Genomic DNA, 20,661 nt, shown 5'->3' on the forward strand with positions numbered 1-20,661 from the left:
GGCATTCCGGCGCCGACCGCCGATGCCTTCACCCAACCTCGCAACACCTCAAAGGAGAGAACACGTGTCAGCATCCACTCCGCTTGTCGGCATTGACACCAATGCCCACAGCCCGGCTCTCAAGTCGGCCATCTCGAAGGCGGCACGGCATCTCATGCCGATGCTCGTCATCCTGTACTTCGTCGCGTTCCTCGACCGGACGAACATCGGCTTCGCCCAGGAAGCCCTCGCGGTCGACCGCGGCATCTCCGAGGGCGCATTCGCGCTCGGAGCGGGAATCTTCTTCATCGGCTACGCGATCTTCGAGATTCCCAGCAACCTGCTGCTGAAGAAATTCGGCGCTCGCTTCTGGCTCGCGCGCATCGCGATCACCTGGGGAATCGTCGCAGCGGCGTTCGCCTTCACCACGGGTGACACGATGTTCATCATCCTGCGGTTCCTCCTCGGCGTCACCGAGGCAGGGCTGTTCCCCGGCGTGATCATGTTCCTCGCGGAGTGGTTCCCCAACAAGGTTCGCGTGCAGATGTTCGCGATCTTCTACCTGGCGCAGCCGTTCTCGCAGATGATCGGTGCCCCGCTCAGCGGCGGCCTGATCAGCTTCGGTGACACGTTCACCCCGTGGCACGGCTGGCAGGTCATGTTCTTCGTCGAGGGCATGCTGGCAGTCATCGCCGGCATCGCCGCTCTGGTCTTCCTGGTGAACAGTCCGCAGCAGGCCAAGTTCCTCAGTCAGGACGAGAAGGACGCCCTGACAGACGTGATGGCGAAGGAAGACGCCGTCCGCACCGAAGACGGCCCGTCCGGGGTCTGGCGCGCAATGTCCAGCTGGAAGGTGTGGTACTTCACCATCATCTACTTCTGCCTCCAGATCGCCGTATACGGCACCACCTTCTACCTCCCCCAGCAGGTTGCCGGGCTGATCGGGCAGGAAGTCGGCTGGCAGGTCGGGCTGGTCTCAGCAATTCCGTGGCTCGTCGGACTCTTCGCCTGCTACTACTTCGGCAAGCACGCATCGACCATCATCCGTCGCCGCAACTGGGGAACGTCGTTCTACATCCTCACCGGCCTCGCCATCCTCGGCTCTGCCTGGGCCGGCGCAAACAACCTGCCCATCATCGGCATCCTGTTCATCACCATCGCCGTTGCCAGCTTCCTCTCGGTCGGACCGATCACCTGGTCATATCCGACGGCGTTCCTCACCGGAACCGCTGCCGCGGCTGGTATCGGCCTGATCAACTCGCTCGGAAACCTCGGAGGCTTCGTCGCACCGATCATGCGAACAGGCATCAACGAAGCGGTACCGACCGACAGCGGAGTGTGGGGAGTCGTGTCACTCGGCGTCTTCGCCTTCCTCGCCGCCGTCATGCTGTACTGCACCCGGTTCTTCAAGGCCAGGTCGGATGCGCTCCTCGAGGACGCGCCCCCCGTCCACTGACAACGAACTGAAGAAACCGGGCTGGGTCCTCATGGACCCAGCCCGGTTTTCTGTGTATACGGTCCACACGCCGTGTCAGAGAACGGGAGTCTCCGGGGTGCTCGCGTCCGTGCGCGATCGGGAGCGAACCTTCTCGATGTGGGCACACATGGCAGACGAAGCGGCGGCCGGGTCTCCTGAGCGGAACGCCTCGAGGATACGGGTGTGCTCGATGACGGCATCGTCGGCGTCGGTCACGCCGCTCAGCACCGTCTGGCGCATACGGTGGACCCGTGTCGAGATGGCCTCCGACATGTCGATCAGGAACGGATTGTCCGTCCCCTCGAAAATGAGGTGGTGGAAGTTCCAGTCGACCGTGAAATATTCACGGAGCAGCGCGACCGTCAGAGTGTCGGTCGCCGCCGCAGCACGAACTGTTGCCGTGACTGCCCGGTGTTCGTCCAGTGCGGCTTCCAGACGCGGAACGAGGGCGTCGGCGTTCCTGGCGGCAAGTGCGGCAGCGCCACCCTCCAGCACGATCCGGGTGTCGAAGAGGGACTCGAGCTGGCCGTCCGTGATCTGAGGTGCGACCCGGTAGCCCTTGAGAGGCTCGCGTGTGACGAGGCCCGTCCGTTCCAGCTGGACCAGCGCTTCCCTCACCGGCGTCGGAGAGACCTTGAGGTCGCGCGCGATCGCGTCGATCGACAAGCGGGTGCCCGGAGCTATCGCCTGGCCGGCGAGCATGTCGAGGACGAGGTCGTACACGCGGTCCCGCAGCCCTTTGCGTTCGATCACCACCGCAGTACCCAGGTGGTAGATGGGTTCTCGCATGGGTTCTCCTCGGGCTTCAGATACCGACACTATCAATGAGGCGAGGGTCGGATGCCGCATCGGCCGCTTCATCGAGGATCACGCCGAGCGATTCGGCATCGTGGGCGAATCGGCCGAGGAAGAGGCCGTCGACGCCGTCGGCGATCAGCCGCAGAAGACCCGGCCCTGCGCTCCCGCCATAGATGACCACGGACCCGGGAAAATCCGGGAGTGTCCCGAGGTGGTCGCGAAGTGCCGAGCACACACGCCGGATGTGGTCAGCGGACGCCGGTTCAGGGGCGCCGATCGCCCAATGGGGCTCGTACGCCACGATGATGCGGCCGTTGCGGCCCGCCCGCCGGCTCGGGGCAAGCGCCGAGTCGATCTGACCGACGCAGACACGGATCGCCTCCGCCGGAGAAGTCTGATCAGGTTCTCCGACGCACAGTACGGGGTCGAGACCGTTGCGCAGCGCCGCATCCGTCTTCTGCGCAACGATGTCGTCGTTCTCGCCGAAGAGCCTGCGTCGTTCGGCGTGCCCGACTTCGACGACAGCGCAGCCCAGTTCGGCAATCTCCGCGCCGCTCACCTCACCGGTGAACGCGCCCGAGTCCTCGGTGCTGAGGTCCTGTGCTCCCACGAGAGCGAGAGACCCGAGCAGGTCGAGCGCTGCCGGAACGGCCAGGTAGGTCGGAATGACGAAAAGTTGAACGTCACCGCCGACGATCGCGCGGTGCTCCCGCGCGATGCCGGCCACCTCGCGGCACCACTGAACGGCGCGCCCGTGCGAAAAGTACATTTTGTGGCTCACCCCGATGAGGAACCGGGGCGAGCCTGGGGCGGACATCAGACGCCTTCGTAGCTGCTGATCTCCCGCACCTTGTCGTTCGATGCGCTCGATTCGTCGAAGGTGTAAGTCAGCCATTCGCGCGCGAGGCGGCGGGCGAGCTCGATGCCGACGACGCGCTGCCCCATGCAGAGCACCTGCGCATTGTTGGACAGCACGGCACGCTCGACCGAGAAGCCGTCGTGAGCCGTCACGGCACGCACCCCTGCGACCTTGTTGGCCGCGATGGCGACGCCGAGTCCGGTGCCACAGATGAGAAGTGCCCGGTCGGCTTCTCCTCGTGCGACCATCTCGGCGGCGGCGATGGCGATCGTCGGGTAGTTGGTGTGTCCGTCGGCGTTCACACCGACATCGGTGACGGATGCGACGAGGTCGTTTGCCTCGAGGTCCGCCTTCAGCCGTTCCTTGTACTCGAATCCTGCGTCGTCACAGCCGACGACAATGCGCAGTGCGCTCATGGTGGTGCTCCTTCTCGTGAGGTGTCGAAATCAGTGGTCGGATGCTCCGCGGAGCACCTCGAGGACGGCCGCGGTGATCATCGCCAGGGAGACGGCGCCGGGGTCGGCGACGCCGAGTGCCTTTTCGCCGTGGGAGCGGGCGCGGCCCATGCCCGGCATCATGTCTGTGGTCGCGTCTGCTGCGTTCTTCGCCGCGGCGCTCGCGGTCGCCCAGGCGCCGAACAGCGAATCGCCTGATGCCACTCCGTCGCTGAGACGTGCGGCGAACGGCACGAGCGCGTCGACCATGGTCTTGTCTCCGACCGTGGCCTTTCCGAAGTCCATGACGGCCTGCCTGGCAGCGTCCACGCCTGTCGCCACTGCGGCCGCCTCGACGGGCGTCGTATTGCCGAGGTGCTCTCCGACCGTGCGCAGAATGACACCCCAGATGGCACCGGAGGTTCCGCCACCGCGGTTCGACCAGGCGTCGGCGGCCGAGGCGAGAACACTCTGCGCCCCTGCATCCTTCGCCAGGGATTCTCGCGCTGCCGCGGCTGCGGCGTGTGATCCGCGCTTCATCCCGATGCCGTGGTCACCGTCGCCGGCGATCGAATCGATCCGTCCGAGTTCGTCGGCGTTCTCGTCGATGACGGCGACGATCGCATCCAGCGCGTCAACGATCACCGTCGCTGCGCGGCGCGATTCATCGCTTGACTCTGGGATGACCTCGGCGGCTACCGAGTCGTCGATCTCGCCGCGCTGGACAAGGGACCCGGTGTCGACGGACCCGGTGCGAAACGCGGGAGTGTCTGCCGGGGCGCTCCAGAGAGTTTCCAGCTCGTCGTCGAGCCAGAGCAGGGTGAGTGAGACCCCGGCCATGTCGAAGCTCGTGCAGAACTCCCCGACCTGCGGATCCACGATCTCCGCGCCCGCCTCGTCGAGCAGGGCGGCGACGCGGGCGAAGACGATGTAGAGCTCTTCGTTCTTGACCGAGCCGAGTCCGTTGAGAATCGGGACAACCCGCGCTCCCCGGAGTGACACTCCTTCCGGGATCTCCGCGGCGTCGAGCAGTCGCTCGACGAACAGGTCGCCGAGTCCGTCCGCCGTGGGGATGTCGACCTCGTCGATTCCCGGTTCGCCGTGGATGCCGAGGCCGATGGCCATCCGACCCTCAGGAACCGAGAACAGCGGCTCGTCGGCGCCGGGGAGGGTGCATCCGGTGAACGCGACACCCATGGAGCGTGTCCGGTCGTTGGCGAGGATCGCGGCGCGCTGGACTCCGGCGATGTCGTACCCGGCGGCAGCGGCGGCCCCGGCGACCTTGAAGACGGTGAGGTCGCCGGCGATGCCTCGACGCCTCTCCTTTTCCTGTGCCGGCGCGCTGAAGATGTCGTCGGTCACTGTGACGGTGCGGCAGTCGATGCCCTCCGAGCGAAGTTTGTCCTGCGCCTCGGTGAAGTGCAGCACATCGCCCGCATAGTTGCCGTAACTGAGCAGGATGCCCCGGCCCTGATCGCTGGTCCTGGCGACCGATTCCACCTGCTGGGCAGACGGCGACGCGAAAAGATTACCCATGGCCGCGCCGTGGGCGAGCCCGTGTCCGACCAGACCGCCGAACGCCGGGTAGTGTCCTGACCCCCCGCCGATGACGAGCGACACCGTGGGCTCTTCAGATCGGGTCGAGCGGGTGACCCCACCGGACACCCTCCGGACCCAGCGGCCGTTGGCGCGGACGAAACCATCGATCATTTCGTCTGCGAAGTTCTCGGGTTCGTTCCAAAGCCTGGTCATCGTGTTCTTCCTCACCGTTGAGCTGTGTCGGTCACGTCGGCACCTGTCCGATCCGCTTCTAATCCTATAGGATATTTTCGGTAAGCGCACGAGTTGTGCGGGCATAGTCACAGTCGAATGATGCCGAGCAAGTCGGCGAACGCGGACGGAGCGGCATGAGCGACGGCACGGAACCATTGGTCCCACAGAGCGCGGAACAGCTGAGGTCATCGGCGCCTGAGCCAGTGGAGACCGGGGACGCCCGCGCCCGTGTCCGCGACGCGAACGCAGCCGCACAGAGATGGGTGATCGTCCTCGACGACGATCCCACCGGAAGCCAGTCGGTGCACGACACCCCCGTTCTGACACGCTGGACCCGTGACGACCTGCTCTGGGCGTTCGACCAGCCGGGCAACGGATTCTTCGTCCTCACCAATACGCGGGGCCTCAACGACGACGAAGCGCGCGCGACGATGGCGGATGTTTCGGAGCAGATCAGACAAGCGGCGCGCGACCGGGGCGCGGACTACACGCTCATCGTGCGCGGCGACTCGACCCTGCGTGGTCACTACCCGCTCGAAACCGACCTGCTGATCGACGAGGCAGGGGTGGCGGGTGCGCCATACGACGCACTCATCCTCGTCCCGGCCTACCTCGCAGCCGGGCGGGTCACCGTTGGAGACGTTCACTATGCCGAAAGCGACGGCACGTTCACCCCTGTCGGGCAGTCGGGTTACGCCCGCGATGCGACATTCGGATTCACGTCGTCGAATCTCAGGGACTACGTCGAGGAGAAGACCCACGGAGCAATACGGGCGGGCGATGTGACGAGTATCGGTCTCGACGACATCCGCCTGGGAGGGAGCGACCGCGTCCGCGACATCATTCTCAGCTGCGCGGATGCCGCCCCTGTCGTGGTGAATGCACTCGATGACAGCGACCTGGACGTCGTGGCCCATGGCATCCTCGCCGCTGAGCAGGCGGGAGCCAGGATCCTCACCAGGAGCGGCCCGTCGTTCGTCGCCGCCCGCCTCGGGGTACCGGGTCGCCAACCGCTGACGCACGACGAGATCTTCCCTGCAGGAAGCCGGCCTGGCAATGGACTCGTCGTCGTCGGCTCGCACGTCGAGCTGACCACGAGGCAGGTGGCGCGTCTGCGTGACGACTTCCCTGACATCGCCGTCGTCGAACTGGATGTGCCCCGGCTTCTCGATCCAGCCAGTGCCGAGGACGAGCTCTCCCGATGCGGCGATGCCCTCGCCGCCGCGCTCAGCCGAACCGACGCGCTTCTGTCCTCGAGCAGGACACAGATCGTCGGCGACACCGGCCACTCCAGTCTCGTCATCGCCCAGACGGTTTCCGCGGCGCTGATCAGCCTCACCTCGGTTGCGGTGCATGAAGCACCACCGGCGTGGGTACTCGCCAAGGGCGGCATCACGTCGAGTGACGTTGCGACAGACGGCCTCAAGATCCGGCGCGCGACCGTCGCCGGCCAGCTGTTTCCCGGCATCGTCTCGCTCTGGCTGAACGAGGGCGGAGAGAATCCTGACCTGGACGGCCTCCCCTACGTCGTCTTCGCCGGCAACGTCGGGGATGACGGGACGCTGGCCGCTGCCGTGTCGATCCTCCGCGGCGACCGCCTCCCCCAGGTCCCGCTCATCTAGGCTCGTGCGCTTCGAGGAATGAGTAGACCTCGACCTCGTCGACCCCGGGGAAGGTTCCGGTCGGGAGAGCTGCGAGCAGGCTTGTCGGTGTCCGTGCCGCCGGCCATGACTGGTGGGCCCACTTCTCGGCGAGCTCGCTCGGAGCGCTCTTGCAGCACCTCTCGTCCGGGCAGCTGGATTGCGACCTGTTCGTGGTCTCACGGCCACGGAACCACTTCACATGCTCGAACGGCACGCCGACGGTCACCGAGTAGTCCCCCTCTTTGGCCTTCTCGATCCGCGACGTGCACCAGTAGGTGCCGTTGGGGTTGTCGGTGTACTGGTACCACGGGCTGAAACGATCCTCCGCGGCGAACACGGTGAACGCGGTCCACTTACGGCAGACGGTCGTCCCCTCCACTGCCCCAAGGGCATCAGTGGGGTGCTTCACTCCGTCGTTGGAGTAGGCCTTCACGATCGTGCCCGATTCGTGCACCTTCGTGAAGTGGACAGGGATGCCGAGACGCGCGGTCGCGAGGTTGGTGAACCGGTGAGCAGCGGTCTCGTACGAGACGGCGAAGGCATCCCTCAGATCCTCCAGGGAGATGCGCCTGAAATTCTTCGCCTCGGTGAGGAACCGGACGGCATCCGCTTCAGGAAGAAGGATGGCGGCGGTGAGGTAGTTCGTCTCAACCCGCTGACGGAGGAAGTCCGCATAGTTCGACGGTTCCTGGTGCCCGAGGACGTGGCTGGCGAATGCCTGCACCACCGGCGAGCGTGAGTCCCTCGATGCGGACTGCTGGGTGGGCAGGTAGATCCGCCCGTTGCGGCTGTCCGTCACCGAACGGGTCGAGTGCGGCAGGTCACCGACATAGTGCAGCGTGAACCCGAGGTGGTTGGCCATGTCGCCGACGAGCTGCTGCGACACCGGCCCGCCGGAGTGACCGACCGCGGCGAGCAGCTCAGTCGCCCGCGCTTCGAGCTCTGGGAAGTAGTTGTCCTTCGCGCGCATGGTCGCGCGCAACTGGGCGTTGGCTCGCCTGGCTTCTTCGGGTGTTGCCGCCCGTTCGCGGTGCAGCCGTTCGACCTCCTGGTGCAACGTGAGGATCGCCCGCAGGGTCTCGTCGTTGTGACCCTTCGACACCCGCACCGGCTGGATTCCGAGGGCCGAGAAGACGGGGCCCCGCTGTGCTCGCTCGACCGCGATCTCGAGTGCGGCGCGCTCCGACGGCGCCTCGTCTCGCAGAAGTTCGTCGGTTGTTGTGCCGAGCGCAATGGCGATCTGCCGAAGCATCGACAGCCGCGGCTCCCGCTTGCCGTTCTCGATCGTCGACACTTGAGACGGGGCCCTGTCGATGGCGGCGCCGAGCTGCTCGAGCGTCATTCGGCGGGAGAGACGGATGTCCCGGATGCGCCGACCGAGCGTGAGGGCGTCGACGGCGCCCTCGCCCTCGTCGTCGGCGGCGACGAAGACAGGCTCAGCTGCGGTGCTGTTCATGCTGTCATCGTGCCATCCGGTGGTCCTTTCGCCAAACAGAAGAACAGCCATATTTCTACTTAAGAATCCCGACCGCGGCGGTTGCGCGGACCACAGACTCGATTCACACGAACCGAAGGAGCACGACGATGAGCACCGAGAACACCCGCCCAGGTGACCAGACCCAGAACGCAACCGAACTGCAGCTCGAGTGGGACGCCGACCCCCGCTGGGAAGGTGTCCGCCGCGATTACACGGCCGACGAGGTCATCGCTCTGCGCGGCAGCGTCCGTGAGGACTCGACGCTCGCCCGCCGCGGTGCGGAGAACCTGTGGAACCTCATCCACACCGAGGAGTGGGTGCCTGCGCTCGGCGCCCTCACCGGCAACCAGGCCGTGCAACAGGTCCGCGCCGGGCTCAAGGCCATCTACCTCTCCGGCTGGCAGGTCGCAGCCGACGCCAACCTCTCGGGCCAGACCTACCCGGACCAGTCTCTGTACCCGGCGAACTCGGTCCCGTCCGTCGTCCGCCGCATCAACAACGCGTTGCTCCGCGCCGACCAGATCGAGTTCGCTGAAACCGGCTCGACCACCGTCGACTGGATGGCGCCGATCGTGGCGGACGCCGAGGCCGGCTTCGGTGGCCCTCTGAACGCATACGAGCTCATGGCATCCATGATCCAGGCCGGAGCAGCAGGCGTGCACTGGGAGGACCAGCTCGCCAGCGAGAAGAAGTGCGGCCACATGGGCGGCAAGGTGCTCGTGCCGACCAGCCAGCACATCCGCACCCTCAACGCCGCCCGGCTCGCAGCCGATGTCGCCGGTGTCCCGAGCGTCATCATCGCCCGAACGGATGCCCTCGCCGCGACACTGCTGACCAGCGACGTGGACGAGCGTGACCGCGAGTTCCTCACCGGTACCCGCACGGCCGAGGGCTTCTACGAGGTGCGCAACGGCATCGACACCGTCATCTCCCGAGGCCTGGCCTACGCCGAATACGCCGACCTGCTCTGGGTCGAATCGGCCGAACCCGACCTCGAGCTCGCCCGGCGGTTCGCCGAGCGCATTCACCAGGACTTCCCCGGCAAGAAACTCGCCTACAACTGCTCGCCGTCGTTCAACTGGAAATCCCACCTCGACGACGCGCAGATCGCGACCTTCCAGAAGGAACTCGCCGCCATGGGCTACGCCTTCCAGTTCATCACGCTGGCCGGCTTCCATGCGCTGAACCACTCCATGTTCACGCTCGCCCAGGACTACAGGAACCGCGCCATGAGCGCGTACGTCGAACTACAGGAAGCCGAGTTCGCATCGGAAGCGTCCGGTTACACCGCTACGAAACACCAGCGCGAAGTGGGAACAGGCTACTTCGACCGGATCGCGACGGCACTGAACCCGACGAGCGCCACCCTCGCGCTCGTCGGTTCAACCGAAGAAGACCAGTTCCACTGACCCGCACGACCTAAGGACCTTCATCATGAACACACTGCTCGCCGAGCACACCCCGGCACCGACCGCCTCCCCCATCCGCACCCACCAGCCCGCGGGCCCACGCATTGAGCTCGTCGGACGCGTGCACGAGCGCTTTGACGAGATCCTCACCCCCGATGCGCTCGCCTTCCTCGCCGACCTGCACCAGCGATTCGCCGGCTCACGCCACGACCGCCTCGCGGACCGGATGCGCCGCCGCTTCGAGATCGGCAACGGCCGTGACCCGAAGTTCCGGGACGACACCGCCGCCATCCGGGCGGATGCCTCCTGGCGCGTCGCCGGAGCAGGCCCCGGCCTCGACGACCGCCGGGTCGAGATCACCGGGCCGACCGACCGCAAGATGACGATCAACGCGCTGAACTCCGGCGCGAAGGTCTGGCTCGCCGATCAGGAGGACGCGACGAGTCCCACCTGGACCAACGTCATCGGCGGCCAACTGTCGTTGTTCGACGCCATCCGCAGGCAGATCGACTTCACCAGCGCCGACGGGAAGGAGTACCGGCTCACGACCGGTGAGACCCCCACGATCGTGATGCGCCCCCGGGGCTGGCACCTCGTCGAGAAGCACCTGCAGTTCGTCGATTCGTCCGGACAGGCGATGGCCGCATCGGGCAGCCTGGTCGACTTCGGCCTGTATTTCTTCCACAACGCTCAGGCCCTCATCGACGGCGGCCGGGGACCGTACTTCTACCTCGCCAAACTCGAGTCGAGCGAGGAGGCCCGGCTGTGGGACGACGTGTTCTCCTTCTCGGAGCGGCGCTCAGGCATCCCCCACGGAACGATCCGTGCCACGGTCCTGATCGAGACGCTGCCCGCCGCGTTCGAGATGGACGAGATCCTCTACGAACTCCGCGACCACTGCGCAGGCCTCAACGCCGGTCGCTGGGACTACATCTTCTCGATCATCAAGAACTACCGAGGCAGGGGTGCCAGGTTCGTGCTTCCCGACCGCAGCGAAGTCACGATGACCGTGCCGTTCATGCGGGCGTACACCGAACTTCTCGTGAAGACTTGCCACAGCAGGGGCGCCCACGCCATCGGTGGAATGAGCGCGTTCATCCCGAACCGCAGGGACCCTGACGTGACGGCCCGCGCGATCGAGAAGGTGTCTGCAGACAAGAAACGCGAGGCCGGTGACGGTTTCGACGGCACCTGGGTCGCGCACCCCGACCTCATAGACACCGCCCGCGCCGAGTTCGACGCCGTGCTTGGGGAGCGACCGAACCAGGTCGGCCGGCAGCGGGACGACGTCGAGGTGACCGCCGCGCAGTTGCTCGACGTTCACATCGGTCGCGCGGTGACGGATGCCGGCCTCCGCGACAACGTCTCGATCGGCGTTCGCTACCTCGAGTCCTGGCTCCGCGGGATCGGCGCGGCGGCCATCGACAACCTGATGGAGGACGCCGCGACGGCCGAGATCAGCCGGTCACAGATCTGGCAGTGGATCCATCAGGACGTGCGGACGGACGACGGCACCCCGATCACCCGTGAGCGGGTCGAAGGCATCCTCTCCGACCTGCTCGCCGACGTCACCCGATTCGACGGCGACCGGTTCGACGACGCCGCCGAGGTGTTCCGCGACGTGGCGCTGAGGGACGAGTTCCCGACCTTCCTCACGGTCGGCGCGTACTCGCGGTTCCTCGTCGACCTGGCGTAGGCATCCCGCTGACGGATCAGGCCGGGCCTGGCGACGCGGACACGGTGTCCGTGTCGCCCGGCCTTTCCCGTGATCCGTCGCCGTCGGACTCTCCGGGCTCCCAGCGCAGGATATCTCCCGGCTGGCACTCGAGGACCTCGCACAGAGCCTCGAGCGTGGTGAACCTCACCGCCTTTGCCCGGCCGTTCTTGAGCACGGCGATGTTGGCGGGGGTGACCCCGACGCGTTCGGCGAGGGTACCGACGGCCATCTTGCGCCTCGCAAGCATGACGTCGATGTCGACCACGATGGGCATCAGATCACCTCGTTCAGTTCGGAACGCAGCCGTTCCGCCTCGACCTCTCGAGCGACGGCCTGGGCGAGCAGCGCCCTCAGCACGAGGACGATCAGCGCGACGCCCGCGATGACCAGGGCGGCCCCGCAGATGAGTCCGACGATCCCGGGCGCCACGTCACCAGGGGCCAGGAGCACGGCGAGCAGGAAGGTGAGAACGGATGCCGCCGCGATCGCGCCGATCACGACATCCACATATTTGAAGGCGGCGATCGAGAACACCGACCCTCGCCGCACCATGGTCAGGAGCTGCCAGATGCAGACGGCACTGACCTGCATGGTCACGATTCCGAGGACGAGGATCGCGATGAACGCGATCCGTTCCCCGTTCGCTGCTCCGTCGAGGTCGGCCCACACGAGCGGCATCATGACCACCTGCACGAAGAGTGAGCCGGCGAGCGCCAGCGCGATCACGATGCGCAGCGCGAGGATGGTGACTTTGCCCATGAGATGCTCCTAATGTCGGTCGATAGAATCATATCGATAAACAATAGATAGTGCAATCCATTCGATAGCCGCGGCCGCCCTCGGAATTTCTCTGGATTGCCCCTTGACCGATCTACTTGTTTTTTGCAAGCATGGCTCTGGGCGGTGACCGCCATCGCCGGATCGTCAAAGGAGTCTCTCGTGACCGACATCTTCGTCAACCTCCCCACAACGGACCTGGAGCGCTCGAAGGCGTTCTATACGGGCCTCGGCTGGGACATCAACCCGGTGTTCACCGATGAGAACGCCGCGTGCGTCGTCATCGACAAGAACATCTTCTTCATGGTCCTCACCCGCGAGTATCTCGGAACCTTCACCGACAAGACGATCATCGACACGACGACGCACGCGCAGGCGTCGATCGCCTTCAGCAGGGACAACCGCGAAGAAGTCGACCTCATCATGGAGAAGGGCATCGCCGCGGGAGGGAAAGAACCCCGCCCGGCCCAGGACTATGGGTTCATGTACTCGCGCGATATCGAAGACCCCGACGGCAACATCCTGGGATTCCTCTACATGGATCCCGTCGCCTCCGAGAAGGGACCTGAAGCGTACATGGCAGGGCAGGGAGCCCAGGCCTGAGGGCCCACCCATGGCAGCTCGTAACTACGGTCAGTACTGCGGTGTCGCCAGCGCCCTCGAGCTGGTCGGCGAACGGTGGGCACTGCTCATCGTTCGCGACCTGCTCGTTGGCCCGCGACGCTACACCGACCTGAAGGCCGGGCTGCCTCGCATCCCCACCAACATCCTCAGCACCCGGTTGAAGGAGCTGCAGGAGGGCGGCGTCATCCGACGCGCCCCGCTTCTCCGCTCCATCGTCTACGAACTCACCGACGTCGGCCGCGAACTCGAGGATGTCGTCCTGGCGCTCGGCCGGTGGGGATTCCGTGCCATGGGCGAGCCTGATGTGGACGACGTCATCACCTCGGACTCGATGACGATGGATTTTCGATCAGCATTCCGGGCGGATGCCGCCTCCACGTTTCCGCCCACCACCTATCGAGCGCGCATCACGGGCGTCGACCTCTCGCTCCGTGTGGACGATGCGACCCTGCGGGTTTCGCCCCCGACGCCGAACGACACTCCCCCCGACCTGCATTTCGCGGCGGGTTCCGACATCCACGCGGTGATCGCAGGGGACGTCACGGCCGAGGCAGCCATCGAGCAGGGGATCGTGCGCATTCTCGACGGGAACCCGGCGCTTCTCGGACGTTTCGTCGCCACCTTCAGCCTCGCCCCGCAGGCGGTACCCTTCTAACGTGAGCACACCACCGACACTCTCGAAGAAGATCACCGCCATCGCCGAATCAGCAACGCTGAAGGTCGACGCCAAGGCGAAATCGCTGCAGGCCCAGGGCCGCCCCGTCATCAGCTACGCGGCAGGAGAACCGGACTTCTCCACGCCGGAGCACATCGTCGAGGCCGCTGTCGCCGCAGCACGTGACCCGAAGAACCACAGGTACACGCCTGCAGCAGGTCTTCCCGACCTGCGCGAGGCCATCGTCGAAAAGACCCGCAGGGACTCCGGCCTCGACGCATCCATCAACCAGGTTCTCGTGACCAACGGCGGCAAGCAGTCGGTGTACGAGGCATTCCAGGTGCTGCTCGACCCGGGCGACGAGGTCATCGTGCCCACGCCGTTCTGGACCACGTACCCCGAAGTCATCGCCCTGGCCGACGGCGTCGCCGTCGAGGTGTTCGCGGACGCCTCCCAGAACTACCAGGTCACCGTCGAGCAGCTCGAAGCCGCACGGACCGACCGCACCAAGGTGCTGCTCTTCGTCTCACCGTCGAACCCGACCGGCTCCGTCTACTCTCCCGAGCAGACCGCCGCGATCGGACAGTGGGCACTCGAGAACAACCTCTGGGTCATCACAGATGAGATCTACCAGAACCTCACCTACCCTTCGGCAGGCTCAAGGACCGCCGCGAAGGCGCTCTCGATCGTCGAGGCCGTGCCAGAGCTGGCCGGGCAGACCCTGCTCGTCAACGGCGTCGCGAAGACCTACGCGATGACCGGCTGGAGGGTCGGCTGGACCGTCGGACCGGCATCAGCCATCAAGGCACTGTCCAACCTGCAGTCGCACCTTTCCGGCAACGTCAACAACGTCGCCCAGCGGGCAGCGATCGCCGCGCTGACCGGCCCGCAGGACGAGGTCGTGGCCATGCGCCAGGCCTTCGACCGCCGCCGCGGTGTCATCGTCGCCGAACTCAACAAGATCGAGGGCTTCCACACCCCCACGCCGCAGGGCGCGTTCTACGTCTACCCCGACGTCTCCGCACTGCTCGGTCGCGAGTGGGGCGGGGTCACCCCGACGACGTCGCTCGAGCTCGCCGACCTCATGCTCGACCAGGCCGAGGTCGCCGCCGTCCCGGGTGAGGCCTTCGGACCGTCGGGCTATCTGCGCTTCAGCTACGCACTCGGCGACGACGCGTTGCTCGAGGGCGTGCAGCGGCTGCAGAAGCTCTTCGGCTAGCCCGCTCCGCGCTCGCGCGAGTGGTTCGGCCTTACGCGGGTGTTTTCTCACCCGCGCGACGCCGAAACACCCGCGCGTGGCGTCAGAGCGAGAGGCCGACGAACACGGGTTCGGGCTGAAGCACGACTCCGAACTCGGCGGCGACGCGCGCCTGCACGAAACGCGCGAGCGCGGCGATCTCGTCGGCGGTCGCTCCACCCGTGTTGGTGAGGGCGAGGGTGTGCTTCTTCGAGATGCCCGCTCGTGACCCCGGAAGCCGGAACCCGCGACGGATGCCCGAGCGCTCGATCAGCCACGCGGCGCTGAGCTTGACCTGGGCGTCGTGTTCGAACGACGGAGTGGGCACGGTGCCGTCCCACTCGCCGAGCGGGATGACGACCGCGTCGTCGTGTCCCTCTGCGATCGGCCAGCGCGGAGCATCCGCGGGAAGCGACCGTGCGAACGCCTCCGAGACGATCGGGTTCGTGAAGAAGGAGCCGGCACTGAAGGTGTCAGGATCCGCTGCGTCGAGGACCATGCCCTTCGATGCGCGCAACGTCAGAACAGTGCGCCTCACGTCTGCGATCGGAAGTCGATCTCCCAGGTCGACACCGAGTGCCGAAGCGAGCTGGGCATAGCCGATCGGAGCGCTGAGCCCGCTGTCGTCGCCGAGCTCGAGTTCGATGGCGAGCACGACGCCATCGCGTTCGGGCACCGAGCCACCATGGCGTTTGAGCACGGACGTCCGGTAGCCGAGTGCGAGTTCGTCGGCAGGCACGCGGACGACCTCGGAACGCTCACGGTCGAGGAAATCGATCGACACGAGTGCGGATTCGAGTTCCTGCCCGTATGCGCCGATGTTCTGAATCGGAGCAGCGCCGGTCGAGCCGGGGATGCCGCTGAGGGCCTCGATCCCGCTCCATCCGTTCTCGACAGCGGTCGCCACGAGCGCGTCCCACGGTTCACCGGCTTCGACTCGGAGCCGCACCCGCCCTGCGGGTGCATCGAGCCGTTCTATCCCGCTGGTCGCGACGAGAACCACCGTGCCGTCGTAGCCGTCGTCGGAGGCGAGGGTGTTCGACCCGCCACCGAGGACGAGTGGCTCCTCGCCGCTCTCCCACTCGTCGGCGACGGCGGAGACGAGCTCTTCGCGGGTGGTCGCCCGGACGAGGCGAACGGCGGGGCCGCCGACCTTCAGCGTTGTCAGGTCGGCGAGCGTCTCGGTCATCGCCGCCTATCCCAGCGCAACGACGACCTGGGCTTTGCCGAGCACCGTGGAGCCGTCGAACGTCACGGTGAGGTCGACGCGGGCCGTGGTCTCGGTGAGCGCACCGATCTTCGCGGTGACGGAGACGGTCGCGCCCGACTCGGGGTCGACAGGAACGGGCCGGGTGAACTTGACCTGGTAGTCGACGACGAGGGCGGGGTCGCCGACCCAGTCGACCACCGGCTGGACGGCGAAGCCCATGGTGAGCATCCCGTGGGCGAGAACGCCTGGGAGCCCGACGGATGCGGCCACGTCATCTCGGTAGTGGATGGGGTTGAAGTCACCGGATGCCCCGGCGTAGCGGACGAGGGAATCCCGGCTGAGCGCGAACTCCCGCTCGGCGACGACATCGCCGACGGTCAGGCTGTCGAGAAGCGGGGCGCTCATTCGCCACCTCGCACGACGAGGGTGGAGATCGCGGTGACGACGTGGGCACCTGACCCGTCGAGCATTTCCGACGACGCGGTGACCATGGCGTGGGGGCCGAGGGTCTTCACGCTCGTGACAGTGAGCGTCGCGGTGAGCTCGTCGCCTGCGACGATCGGTCGCGAGTAGGTGAAGCGCTGGTCACCGTGCACGACGCGGGTGAAGTCGATCCCGGCGTCGGGCTCACCGAGCAACTGCGCGAGGGTGTGCTCCTGGATGACGACGGGGAAGGTGGGTGGAGCGACGACGTCCGCGTGACCGGCCGCAACAGCGGCATCCGGATCCAGGTTGATCGGGCTGGTGGCGAAGACGGCGCGCGAGAACTCACGCACCTTCTCCCGTCCGACCAGGTAGGGCGGGGCCGGCGGGAAGACGCGACCCTGGAGTTCGGGGTTTACTGACACGGCTCCAGCCTACCCGGCGCCCTTCGCGGGTTCCCTGCGCCCACTCTCGCCGCGGGCGGCACTCCCGACGGTTATTTGCGTCCGGCGCCGAGCAGACCGCCGAGCAGGTCTCCGATTCCCCCTCCGGATCCGCCGCCGAGAAGCCCTCCGAGGATGTCGCCGATCCCGCCGCCGGACGACTCGGACGATTCGGACGACGAACCGCCGCCGAGAATTCCGCCGAGCAGGCCGCCGAGGCCGCCCTCTGGTTCGGTCTTCGGCTGCTTCGGTTGCATCGGTTCGGTCGGCTGTGCCGTCTCGGTCGACTGCTTCCGTTCGAGGAACTGCTTCGCCAGGTAGCTGAGAACGATCGGCGCGAGAATCGGGAGAAGCTTGCCGACAAGGCCACCTGTTCCCTGGCTGGCTGCGGCGGGCTGTGTTCCCAGGGTCGCGACGACCTGTTCCCGATTCGGGCCGAAGATGTGGCTGACGATTTTGTCTCCGTCGTCGGTGTCGACCTCGGCGAGGTCCACGCCGCCCTCCACGAGGGACGGGGAATGCTTCGACACCGCCTTCTCGATGGATGCCGCGCCGCCGGGATCGTGCGCGTTCGCCTCCAGTCCGCTGACAAGAGCGGGGAGCGCCTGCTCGACGGCGGCCCGTGCCGTCTGCTCGTCGACGCCGAGTTTCGCGGCGACATCGCCGATCGGGATCTGGCTCATCAGTTCATCCATGGATGCCATCGGGTCCTCCGCTCTCGGCCTCCCCTGTGGGCGGCGCTGTCCCTCAGGCTAGCCACGGCCGGGGGCAGGGCATAGGGGCTTGCTCAGCGAGGTGTACGCAGTGCCTTCACTGTCAGCTGCACGGCGATGACGGCGACGAACGCGGCGAACAGGAGGTTCGCAACGCCCGGATCCACTGCAGCAGCAGCGAGCGCCCCGAGCGCCGTCGTCGTGCAGGCTGCGACCCCGATCACCGCGGCCGCGCGAAGATCCACGTTGTGGCGGCGGAGGTTGCCGAGGGTCCCTGAGATCGCGGTCGGGATGATCATCACGAGCGATGTCCCTTTGGCGACGAGGTCGCTCGCGCCGAACAGCACGATGAGCATGGGAACGATGATCACTCCGCCGCCGATGCCGAGGAGACCGGACAGGACCCCCGTGACGAGCCCGAGTGCGAGCAGACCGAGCACGGATCCGACGGTCAGGTCGATGACGGAGTCGCGTGACGGAATCACGAGGAAGAGACTCACGATGATGACGACCAGGAAGCCGATGAAGGCCCAGCGCAGAGCCTGCAGGGGCAGCCGGTTGAGCAGGTGGCTGCCGATCTGGGCGCCGCCGATCGCTGCCAGGGCGAGCAGGGCCGCCGCGATCCAGTCGACAGAGCCTGCGACCGCGTAACTGATCACGCCGACGAGGGCCATCGGCACGATTGCGGCGAGAGACGTTCCTGCCGCAACTCTCTGGTCGAATCCGAACAGGAGGACAAGGGCGGGAACGATGAGGATGCCGCCGCCGACCCCGAACAGCCCGGACAGGAATCCGGCGACGAGGCCGAGGAGAACGAGACCGATCCACCATCGCGTTGGGTGCTGCTGCGGCATCCGTCTCCCTGCTCTGGACCGTGCACATCGACGCTATCACCGGCGGCGGCGGGCGATGCCCGGTAGCGTTGAGCCATGCTGATCCGGGATGCCCACGCCGACGACTGGGAGAGGATCTGGCCGATCCTCTGGGAGATCGTCGCCGCAGGTGAAACCTACTGCTGGCCGAGGGACACCTCGGAGGACGCCGCGCGAGCGTGGTGGATGGAGAAGCCTGGAGGGCGGGTCTTCGTCGCCGTCGACGAGAACGGAACGGTTCTCGGCACGGCGGAAATGCACCCGAACCAGCCGGCCGCCGGCTCCCACGTCGCGAACGCGGGGTTCATGGTCGCCTCGAATGCTTCCGGACGCGGAGTGGGGCGGGCCCTCGCCACCCACGTCCTCGATCGGGCGGCGCGCGACAGGTACCACGCCATGCAGTTCAACGCCGTTGTCGAGACGAACACTGCGGCGATCGCGCTGTGGCAGTCGCTCGGCTTCACGATCCTGGCCACCGTGCCCGAGGCATTCGACCACCCATCGGACGGACTCGTCGGACTGCACGTCATGCACCGGGCGCTCGATACCCCTGCTGCCTGACAGTCGCCGCCGAATAGAGCGGCGAATTTGGCCCGCGCGATGACGGACGGCCGGGGACTGGCAGAATTGTCCCAGGCGTTGAAGAGCTCGTCGCCGGAGAGAAGAGGTTTCCCGATGAAGGTTATTGCCGATACCGAGGTGTGTGTCGCTGCCGGCGTCTGTGTGACTCTCGCCCCGGCCGTGTTCGATCAGGACGACGAGGTCGGCAAGGTCATCCTCCTCGCGCCGAACCCGGACGCCGAGAATTACGAGGCCGTTCGCGACGCCGTGCTCAGTTGCCCGTCGGCCGCCCTCCGCCTGCAGGACGATGAATGACCGGTGACCCCACCAGCATCGCGATCGTCGGTGCGTCGGCCGCAGGGCTGACGACCGCCGCCGCACTGCGACGGAACGGGTACGACGGCGACGTCACACTGATCGGCGCGGAAGCGCATCGGCCGTACGACCGTCCACCGCTCTCCAAACACCTGCTGTCCGGCGAATGGGATGCCGGCCGGGTCCAGTTGAAGACCGAGGACGAGTTCCGCGACCTGGCCGTCGGCTTCCGTTCCGGAGTGGCCGCGACCGGGCTGGACCTGGACCGCAGCACCCTGTCGCTCTCAGACGGCAGCGACCTGACTTTCGACCGGCTCGTTCTCGCCACCGGGGTCCAGCCGCGCATCCTTCCGGGGAGCAGAGGCGTCACCGGTGTGTACACGATGCGCACCATCGACGACGCCGTCGCCCTCCAGGGTGAACTGTTGCCCGGCCGTCGTCTCATCGTCGTCGGGGGCGGATTCCTCGGGACAGAGGTGGCCGCGACCGCCGTCGGGCTCGGCGTCGACGTCACGGTCGTCTCCGGTGCAGCAACGCTGCTCGAGCGCAGCCTCGGTACCGCGGTCGGCGAGCAGGTGGCCCGGCTGCACCGTGCGCACGGCGTGACACTCCACACCGGACCGGCATCGATCGTCACCACGGTCGACGCAGAGGGCGGGCGGGTCAGCGGCGTCACTCTGGTCGACGGTTCGGTACTCCACGCGGACGTGGTCTTCGTGGCAATCGGAGCGGCCCCCCACCTCGACTGGCTTCGCGGCAGCGGCATCCGGATCGGCGACGGGATCGAGTGCGCCCCCGACCTGTCGGCGGCACCGGGTGTGTATGCGGCCGGCGATGTCGCCCGCTGGGACAACCCTGTCTTCGACCAGTCGATGCGGGTCGAGCACCGCACCAACGCCACCGAACAGGGAATGCACGTCGCCCGCAGGCTGATCGACGGCGAGAGCACCCCGTTCGCCGCGGTTCCCTACTTCTGGACCGACCAGTACGACCACAAACTCCAGGTCCACGGCTGGTTGCGCGGCTACGACGAGGTGCGCGTCGTCGAGGGATCGTTCGACGAGCGCCGGATGATCGCCCTGTTCAGACGCGGCGGACGACTCGTCGGTGTGATGGGCATCGGAGCGGCCAAGGCTGTGCGACAGTGGCGTCAGCACATCGTCGACGGTGAGAGCTGGGCGTCGGTCGTCGATTCCTGAGTTTGGGGCTGCGGCGGCTCGCGAAGTCAGGGCGGGCCCGAATCGCCACTCTGTGCACTCCATCAC

General features: G+C 66.6%; 22 protein-coding genes. 10 read left to right on the forward strand and 12 right to left on the reverse strand.

What is annotated here, in order from left to right; genetic code table 11:
- Positions 1-64 precede the first annotated feature (64 nt).
- Positions 65-1,435, forward strand: coding sequence for an MFS transporter (locus AC1M2K_RS03590; RefSeq protein WP_480239864.1), 1,371 nt, complete (start codon positions 65-67; stop codon positions 1,433-1,435).
- A 75-nt stretch (positions 1,436-1,510) separates the two neighbouring features.
- On the opposite strand, the gene AC1M2K_RS03595 is transcribed toward AC1M2K_RS03590, so the two are convergent.
- The 4 genes from AC1M2K_RS03595 to AC1M2K_RS03610 are packed head-to-tail and all read right to left on the reverse strand — an operon-like array spanning position 1,511 to position 5,299.
- Entirely contained in the window at positions 1,511-2,245 is a 735-nt protein-coding gene (locus tag AC1M2K_RS03595) for a GntR family transcriptional regulator (RefSeq protein ID WP_480238046.1), read from the reverse strand.
- Between the two features lie 16 nt (positions 2,246-2,261).
- Positions 2,262-3,071 (reverse strand): triose-phosphate isomerase family protein, encoded by an 810-nt coding sequence (locus tag AC1M2K_RS03600; RefSeq protein WP_480239865.1) that lies wholly within the window; start codon positions 3,069-3,071, stop codon positions 2,262-2,264.
- On the reverse strand, positions 3,071-3,529 hold the full coding sequence (locus AC1M2K_RS03605; RefSeq protein ID WP_480239866.1) for a ribose-5-phosphate isomerase: 459 nt from the start codon (positions 3,527-3,529) through the stop codon (positions 3,071-3,073). Before AC1M2K_RS03605 ends, AC1M2K_RS03600 begins: the two co-directional genes overlap by 1 nt.
- A gap of 30 nt (positions 3,530-3,559) precedes the next feature.
- On the reverse strand, positions 3,560-5,299 hold the full coding sequence (locus AC1M2K_RS03610) for a dihydroxyacetone kinase family protein (protein WP_480239867.1): 1,740 nt from the start codon (positions 5,297-5,299) through the stop codon (positions 3,560-3,562).
- 155 nt (positions 5,300-5,454) lie between these two features.
- Between AC1M2K_RS03610 and AC1M2K_RS03615 the strand changes: the two genes are divergently transcribed.
- Complete coding sequence (locus tag AC1M2K_RS03615) at positions 5,455-6,942, forward strand: four-carbon acid sugar kinase family protein (protein WP_480239868.1); 1,488 nt, start codon at positions 5,455-5,457, stop codon at positions 6,940-6,942.
- Here AC1M2K_RS03615 and AC1M2K_RS03620 read toward each other — a convergent pair.
- Positions 6,935-8,419: a helix-turn-helix domain-containing protein gene (locus AC1M2K_RS03620; RefSeq protein WP_480239869.1), complete on the reverse strand. Its 1,485-nt coding sequence runs from the start codon at positions 8,417-8,419 to the stop codon at positions 6,935-6,937. The two genes, AC1M2K_RS03615 and AC1M2K_RS03620, sit on opposite strands and share 8 nt — an antisense overlap.
- A gap of 128 nt (positions 8,420-8,547) precedes the next feature.
- Here AC1M2K_RS03620 and aceA point away from each other — a divergent pair, with 128 nt between their 5' ends.
- Together aceA and aceB are read left to right on the forward strand one after the other, a co-directional pair.
- Positions 8,548-9,849: an isocitrate lyase gene (aceA, locus tag AC1M2K_RS03625; protein WP_480239870.1), complete on the forward strand. Its 1,302-nt coding sequence runs from the start codon at positions 8,548-8,550 to the stop codon at positions 9,847-9,849.
- Between the two features lie 25 nt (positions 9,850-9,874).
- Positions 9,875-11,545, forward strand: a complete 1,671-nt coding sequence (gene aceB, locus AC1M2K_RS03630; RefSeq protein ID WP_480239871.1) for a malate synthase A — start codon at positions 9,875-9,877, stop codon at positions 11,543-11,545.
- 16 nt (positions 11,546-11,561) lie between these two features.
- On the opposite strand, the gene AC1M2K_RS03635 is transcribed toward aceB, so the two are convergent.
- Both AC1M2K_RS03635 and AC1M2K_RS03640 read right to left on the reverse strand, forming a co-directional pair.
- Positions 11,562-11,840 carry a helix-turn-helix domain-containing protein gene (locus AC1M2K_RS03635; RefSeq protein ID WP_480239872.1) on the reverse strand — a complete coding sequence of 93 codons (279 nt, stop codon included), beginning with the start codon at positions 11,838-11,840 and terminating at the stop codon, positions 11,562-11,564.
- Complete coding sequence (locus AC1M2K_RS03640) at positions 11,840-12,325, reverse strand: DUF2975 domain-containing protein (protein ID WP_480239873.1); 486 nt, start codon at positions 12,323-12,325, stop codon at positions 11,840-11,842. Before AC1M2K_RS03640 ends, AC1M2K_RS03635 begins: the two co-directional genes overlap by 1 nt.
- Positions 12,326-12,505: 180 nt before the next feature.
- Here AC1M2K_RS03640 and AC1M2K_RS03645 point away from each other — a divergent pair, with 180 nt between their 5' ends.
- Genes AC1M2K_RS03645 through AC1M2K_RS03655 form a run of 3 tightly spaced genes read left to right on the forward strand, consistent with a single transcriptional unit; the run spans position 12,506 to position 14,841 of the window.
- The gene (locus tag AC1M2K_RS03645) at positions 12,506-12,946 is read left to right on the forward strand and encodes a VOC family protein (protein WP_480239874.1); all 441 of its coding nucleotides are present in this window, start codon (positions 12,506-12,508) and stop codon (positions 12,944-12,946) included.
- Between the two features lie 10 nt (positions 12,947-12,956).
- Positions 12,957-13,622, forward strand: coding sequence for a winged helix-turn-helix transcriptional regulator (locus AC1M2K_RS03650; protein ID WP_480239875.1), 666 nt, complete (start codon positions 12,957-12,959; stop codon positions 13,620-13,622).
- Position 13,623: 1 nt separating this feature from the next.
- A complete protein-coding gene (locus AC1M2K_RS03655; protein ID WP_480239876.1) occupies positions 13,624-14,841 on the forward strand; it encodes a pyridoxal phosphate-dependent aminotransferase in 1,218 nt (405 codons plus the stop codon).
- Positions 14,842-14,923: 82 nt separating this feature from the next.
- On the opposite strand, the gene AC1M2K_RS03660 is transcribed toward AC1M2K_RS03655, so the two are convergent.
- The 5 genes from AC1M2K_RS03660 to AC1M2K_RS03680 form a co-directional block, all read right to left on the reverse strand.
- On the reverse strand, positions 14,924-16,048 hold the full coding sequence (locus tag AC1M2K_RS03660) for a UDP-N-acetylmuramate dehydrogenase (RefSeq protein WP_480239877.1): 1,125 nt from the start codon (positions 16,046-16,048) through the stop codon (positions 14,924-14,926).
- A gap of 6 nt (positions 16,049-16,054) precedes the next feature.
- Positions 16,055-16,474 (reverse strand): MaoC family dehydratase, encoded by a 420-nt coding sequence (locus AC1M2K_RS03665; RefSeq protein ID WP_480239878.1) that lies wholly within the window; start codon positions 16,472-16,474, stop codon positions 16,055-16,057.
- Positions 16,471-16,917: an FAS1-like dehydratase domain-containing protein gene (locus tag AC1M2K_RS03670; protein ID WP_480239879.1), complete on the reverse strand. Its 447-nt coding sequence runs from the start codon at positions 16,915-16,917 to the stop codon at positions 16,471-16,473. The genes AC1M2K_RS03665 and AC1M2K_RS03670 overlap by 4 nt, the downstream gene beginning before the upstream one ends.
- 71 nt (positions 16,918-16,988) lie before the next feature.
- Complete coding sequence (locus tag AC1M2K_RS03675; RefSeq protein WP_480238062.1) at positions 16,989-17,639, reverse strand: DUF937 domain-containing protein; 651 nt, start codon at positions 17,637-17,639, stop codon at positions 16,989-16,991.
- An 83-nt stretch (positions 17,640-17,722) separates the two neighbouring features.
- Positions 17,723-18,502: a sulfite exporter TauE/SafE family protein gene (locus tag AC1M2K_RS03680; protein WP_480239880.1), complete on the reverse strand. Its 780-nt coding sequence runs from the start codon at positions 18,500-18,502 to the stop codon at positions 17,723-17,725.
- 75 nt (positions 18,503-18,577) lie between these two features.
- Here AC1M2K_RS03680 and AC1M2K_RS03685 point away from each other — a divergent pair, with 75 nt between their 5' ends.
- The 3 genes from AC1M2K_RS03685 (at position 18,578) to AC1M2K_RS03695 (ending at position 20,595) form a co-directional block, all read left to right on the forward strand.
- On the forward strand, positions 18,578-19,081 hold the full coding sequence (locus tag AC1M2K_RS03685; protein WP_480238064.1) for an N-acetyltransferase family protein: 504 nt from the start codon (positions 18,578-18,580) through the stop codon (positions 19,079-19,081).
- 114 nt (positions 19,082-19,195) lie between these two features.
- Positions 19,196-19,396, forward strand: coding sequence for a ferredoxin (locus AC1M2K_RS03690; protein ID WP_480239881.1), 201 nt, complete (start codon positions 19,196-19,198; stop codon positions 19,394-19,396).
- Complete coding sequence (locus tag AC1M2K_RS03695) at positions 19,393-20,595, forward strand: NAD(P)/FAD-dependent oxidoreductase (RefSeq protein ID WP_480239882.1); 1,203 nt, start codon at positions 19,393-19,395, stop codon at positions 20,593-20,595. The genes AC1M2K_RS03690 and AC1M2K_RS03695 overlap by 4 nt, the downstream gene beginning before the upstream one ends.
- Positions 20,596-20,661: the final 66 nt, after the last annotated feature.

The organism is Mycetocola sp. Y171 (assembly GCF_056713165.1).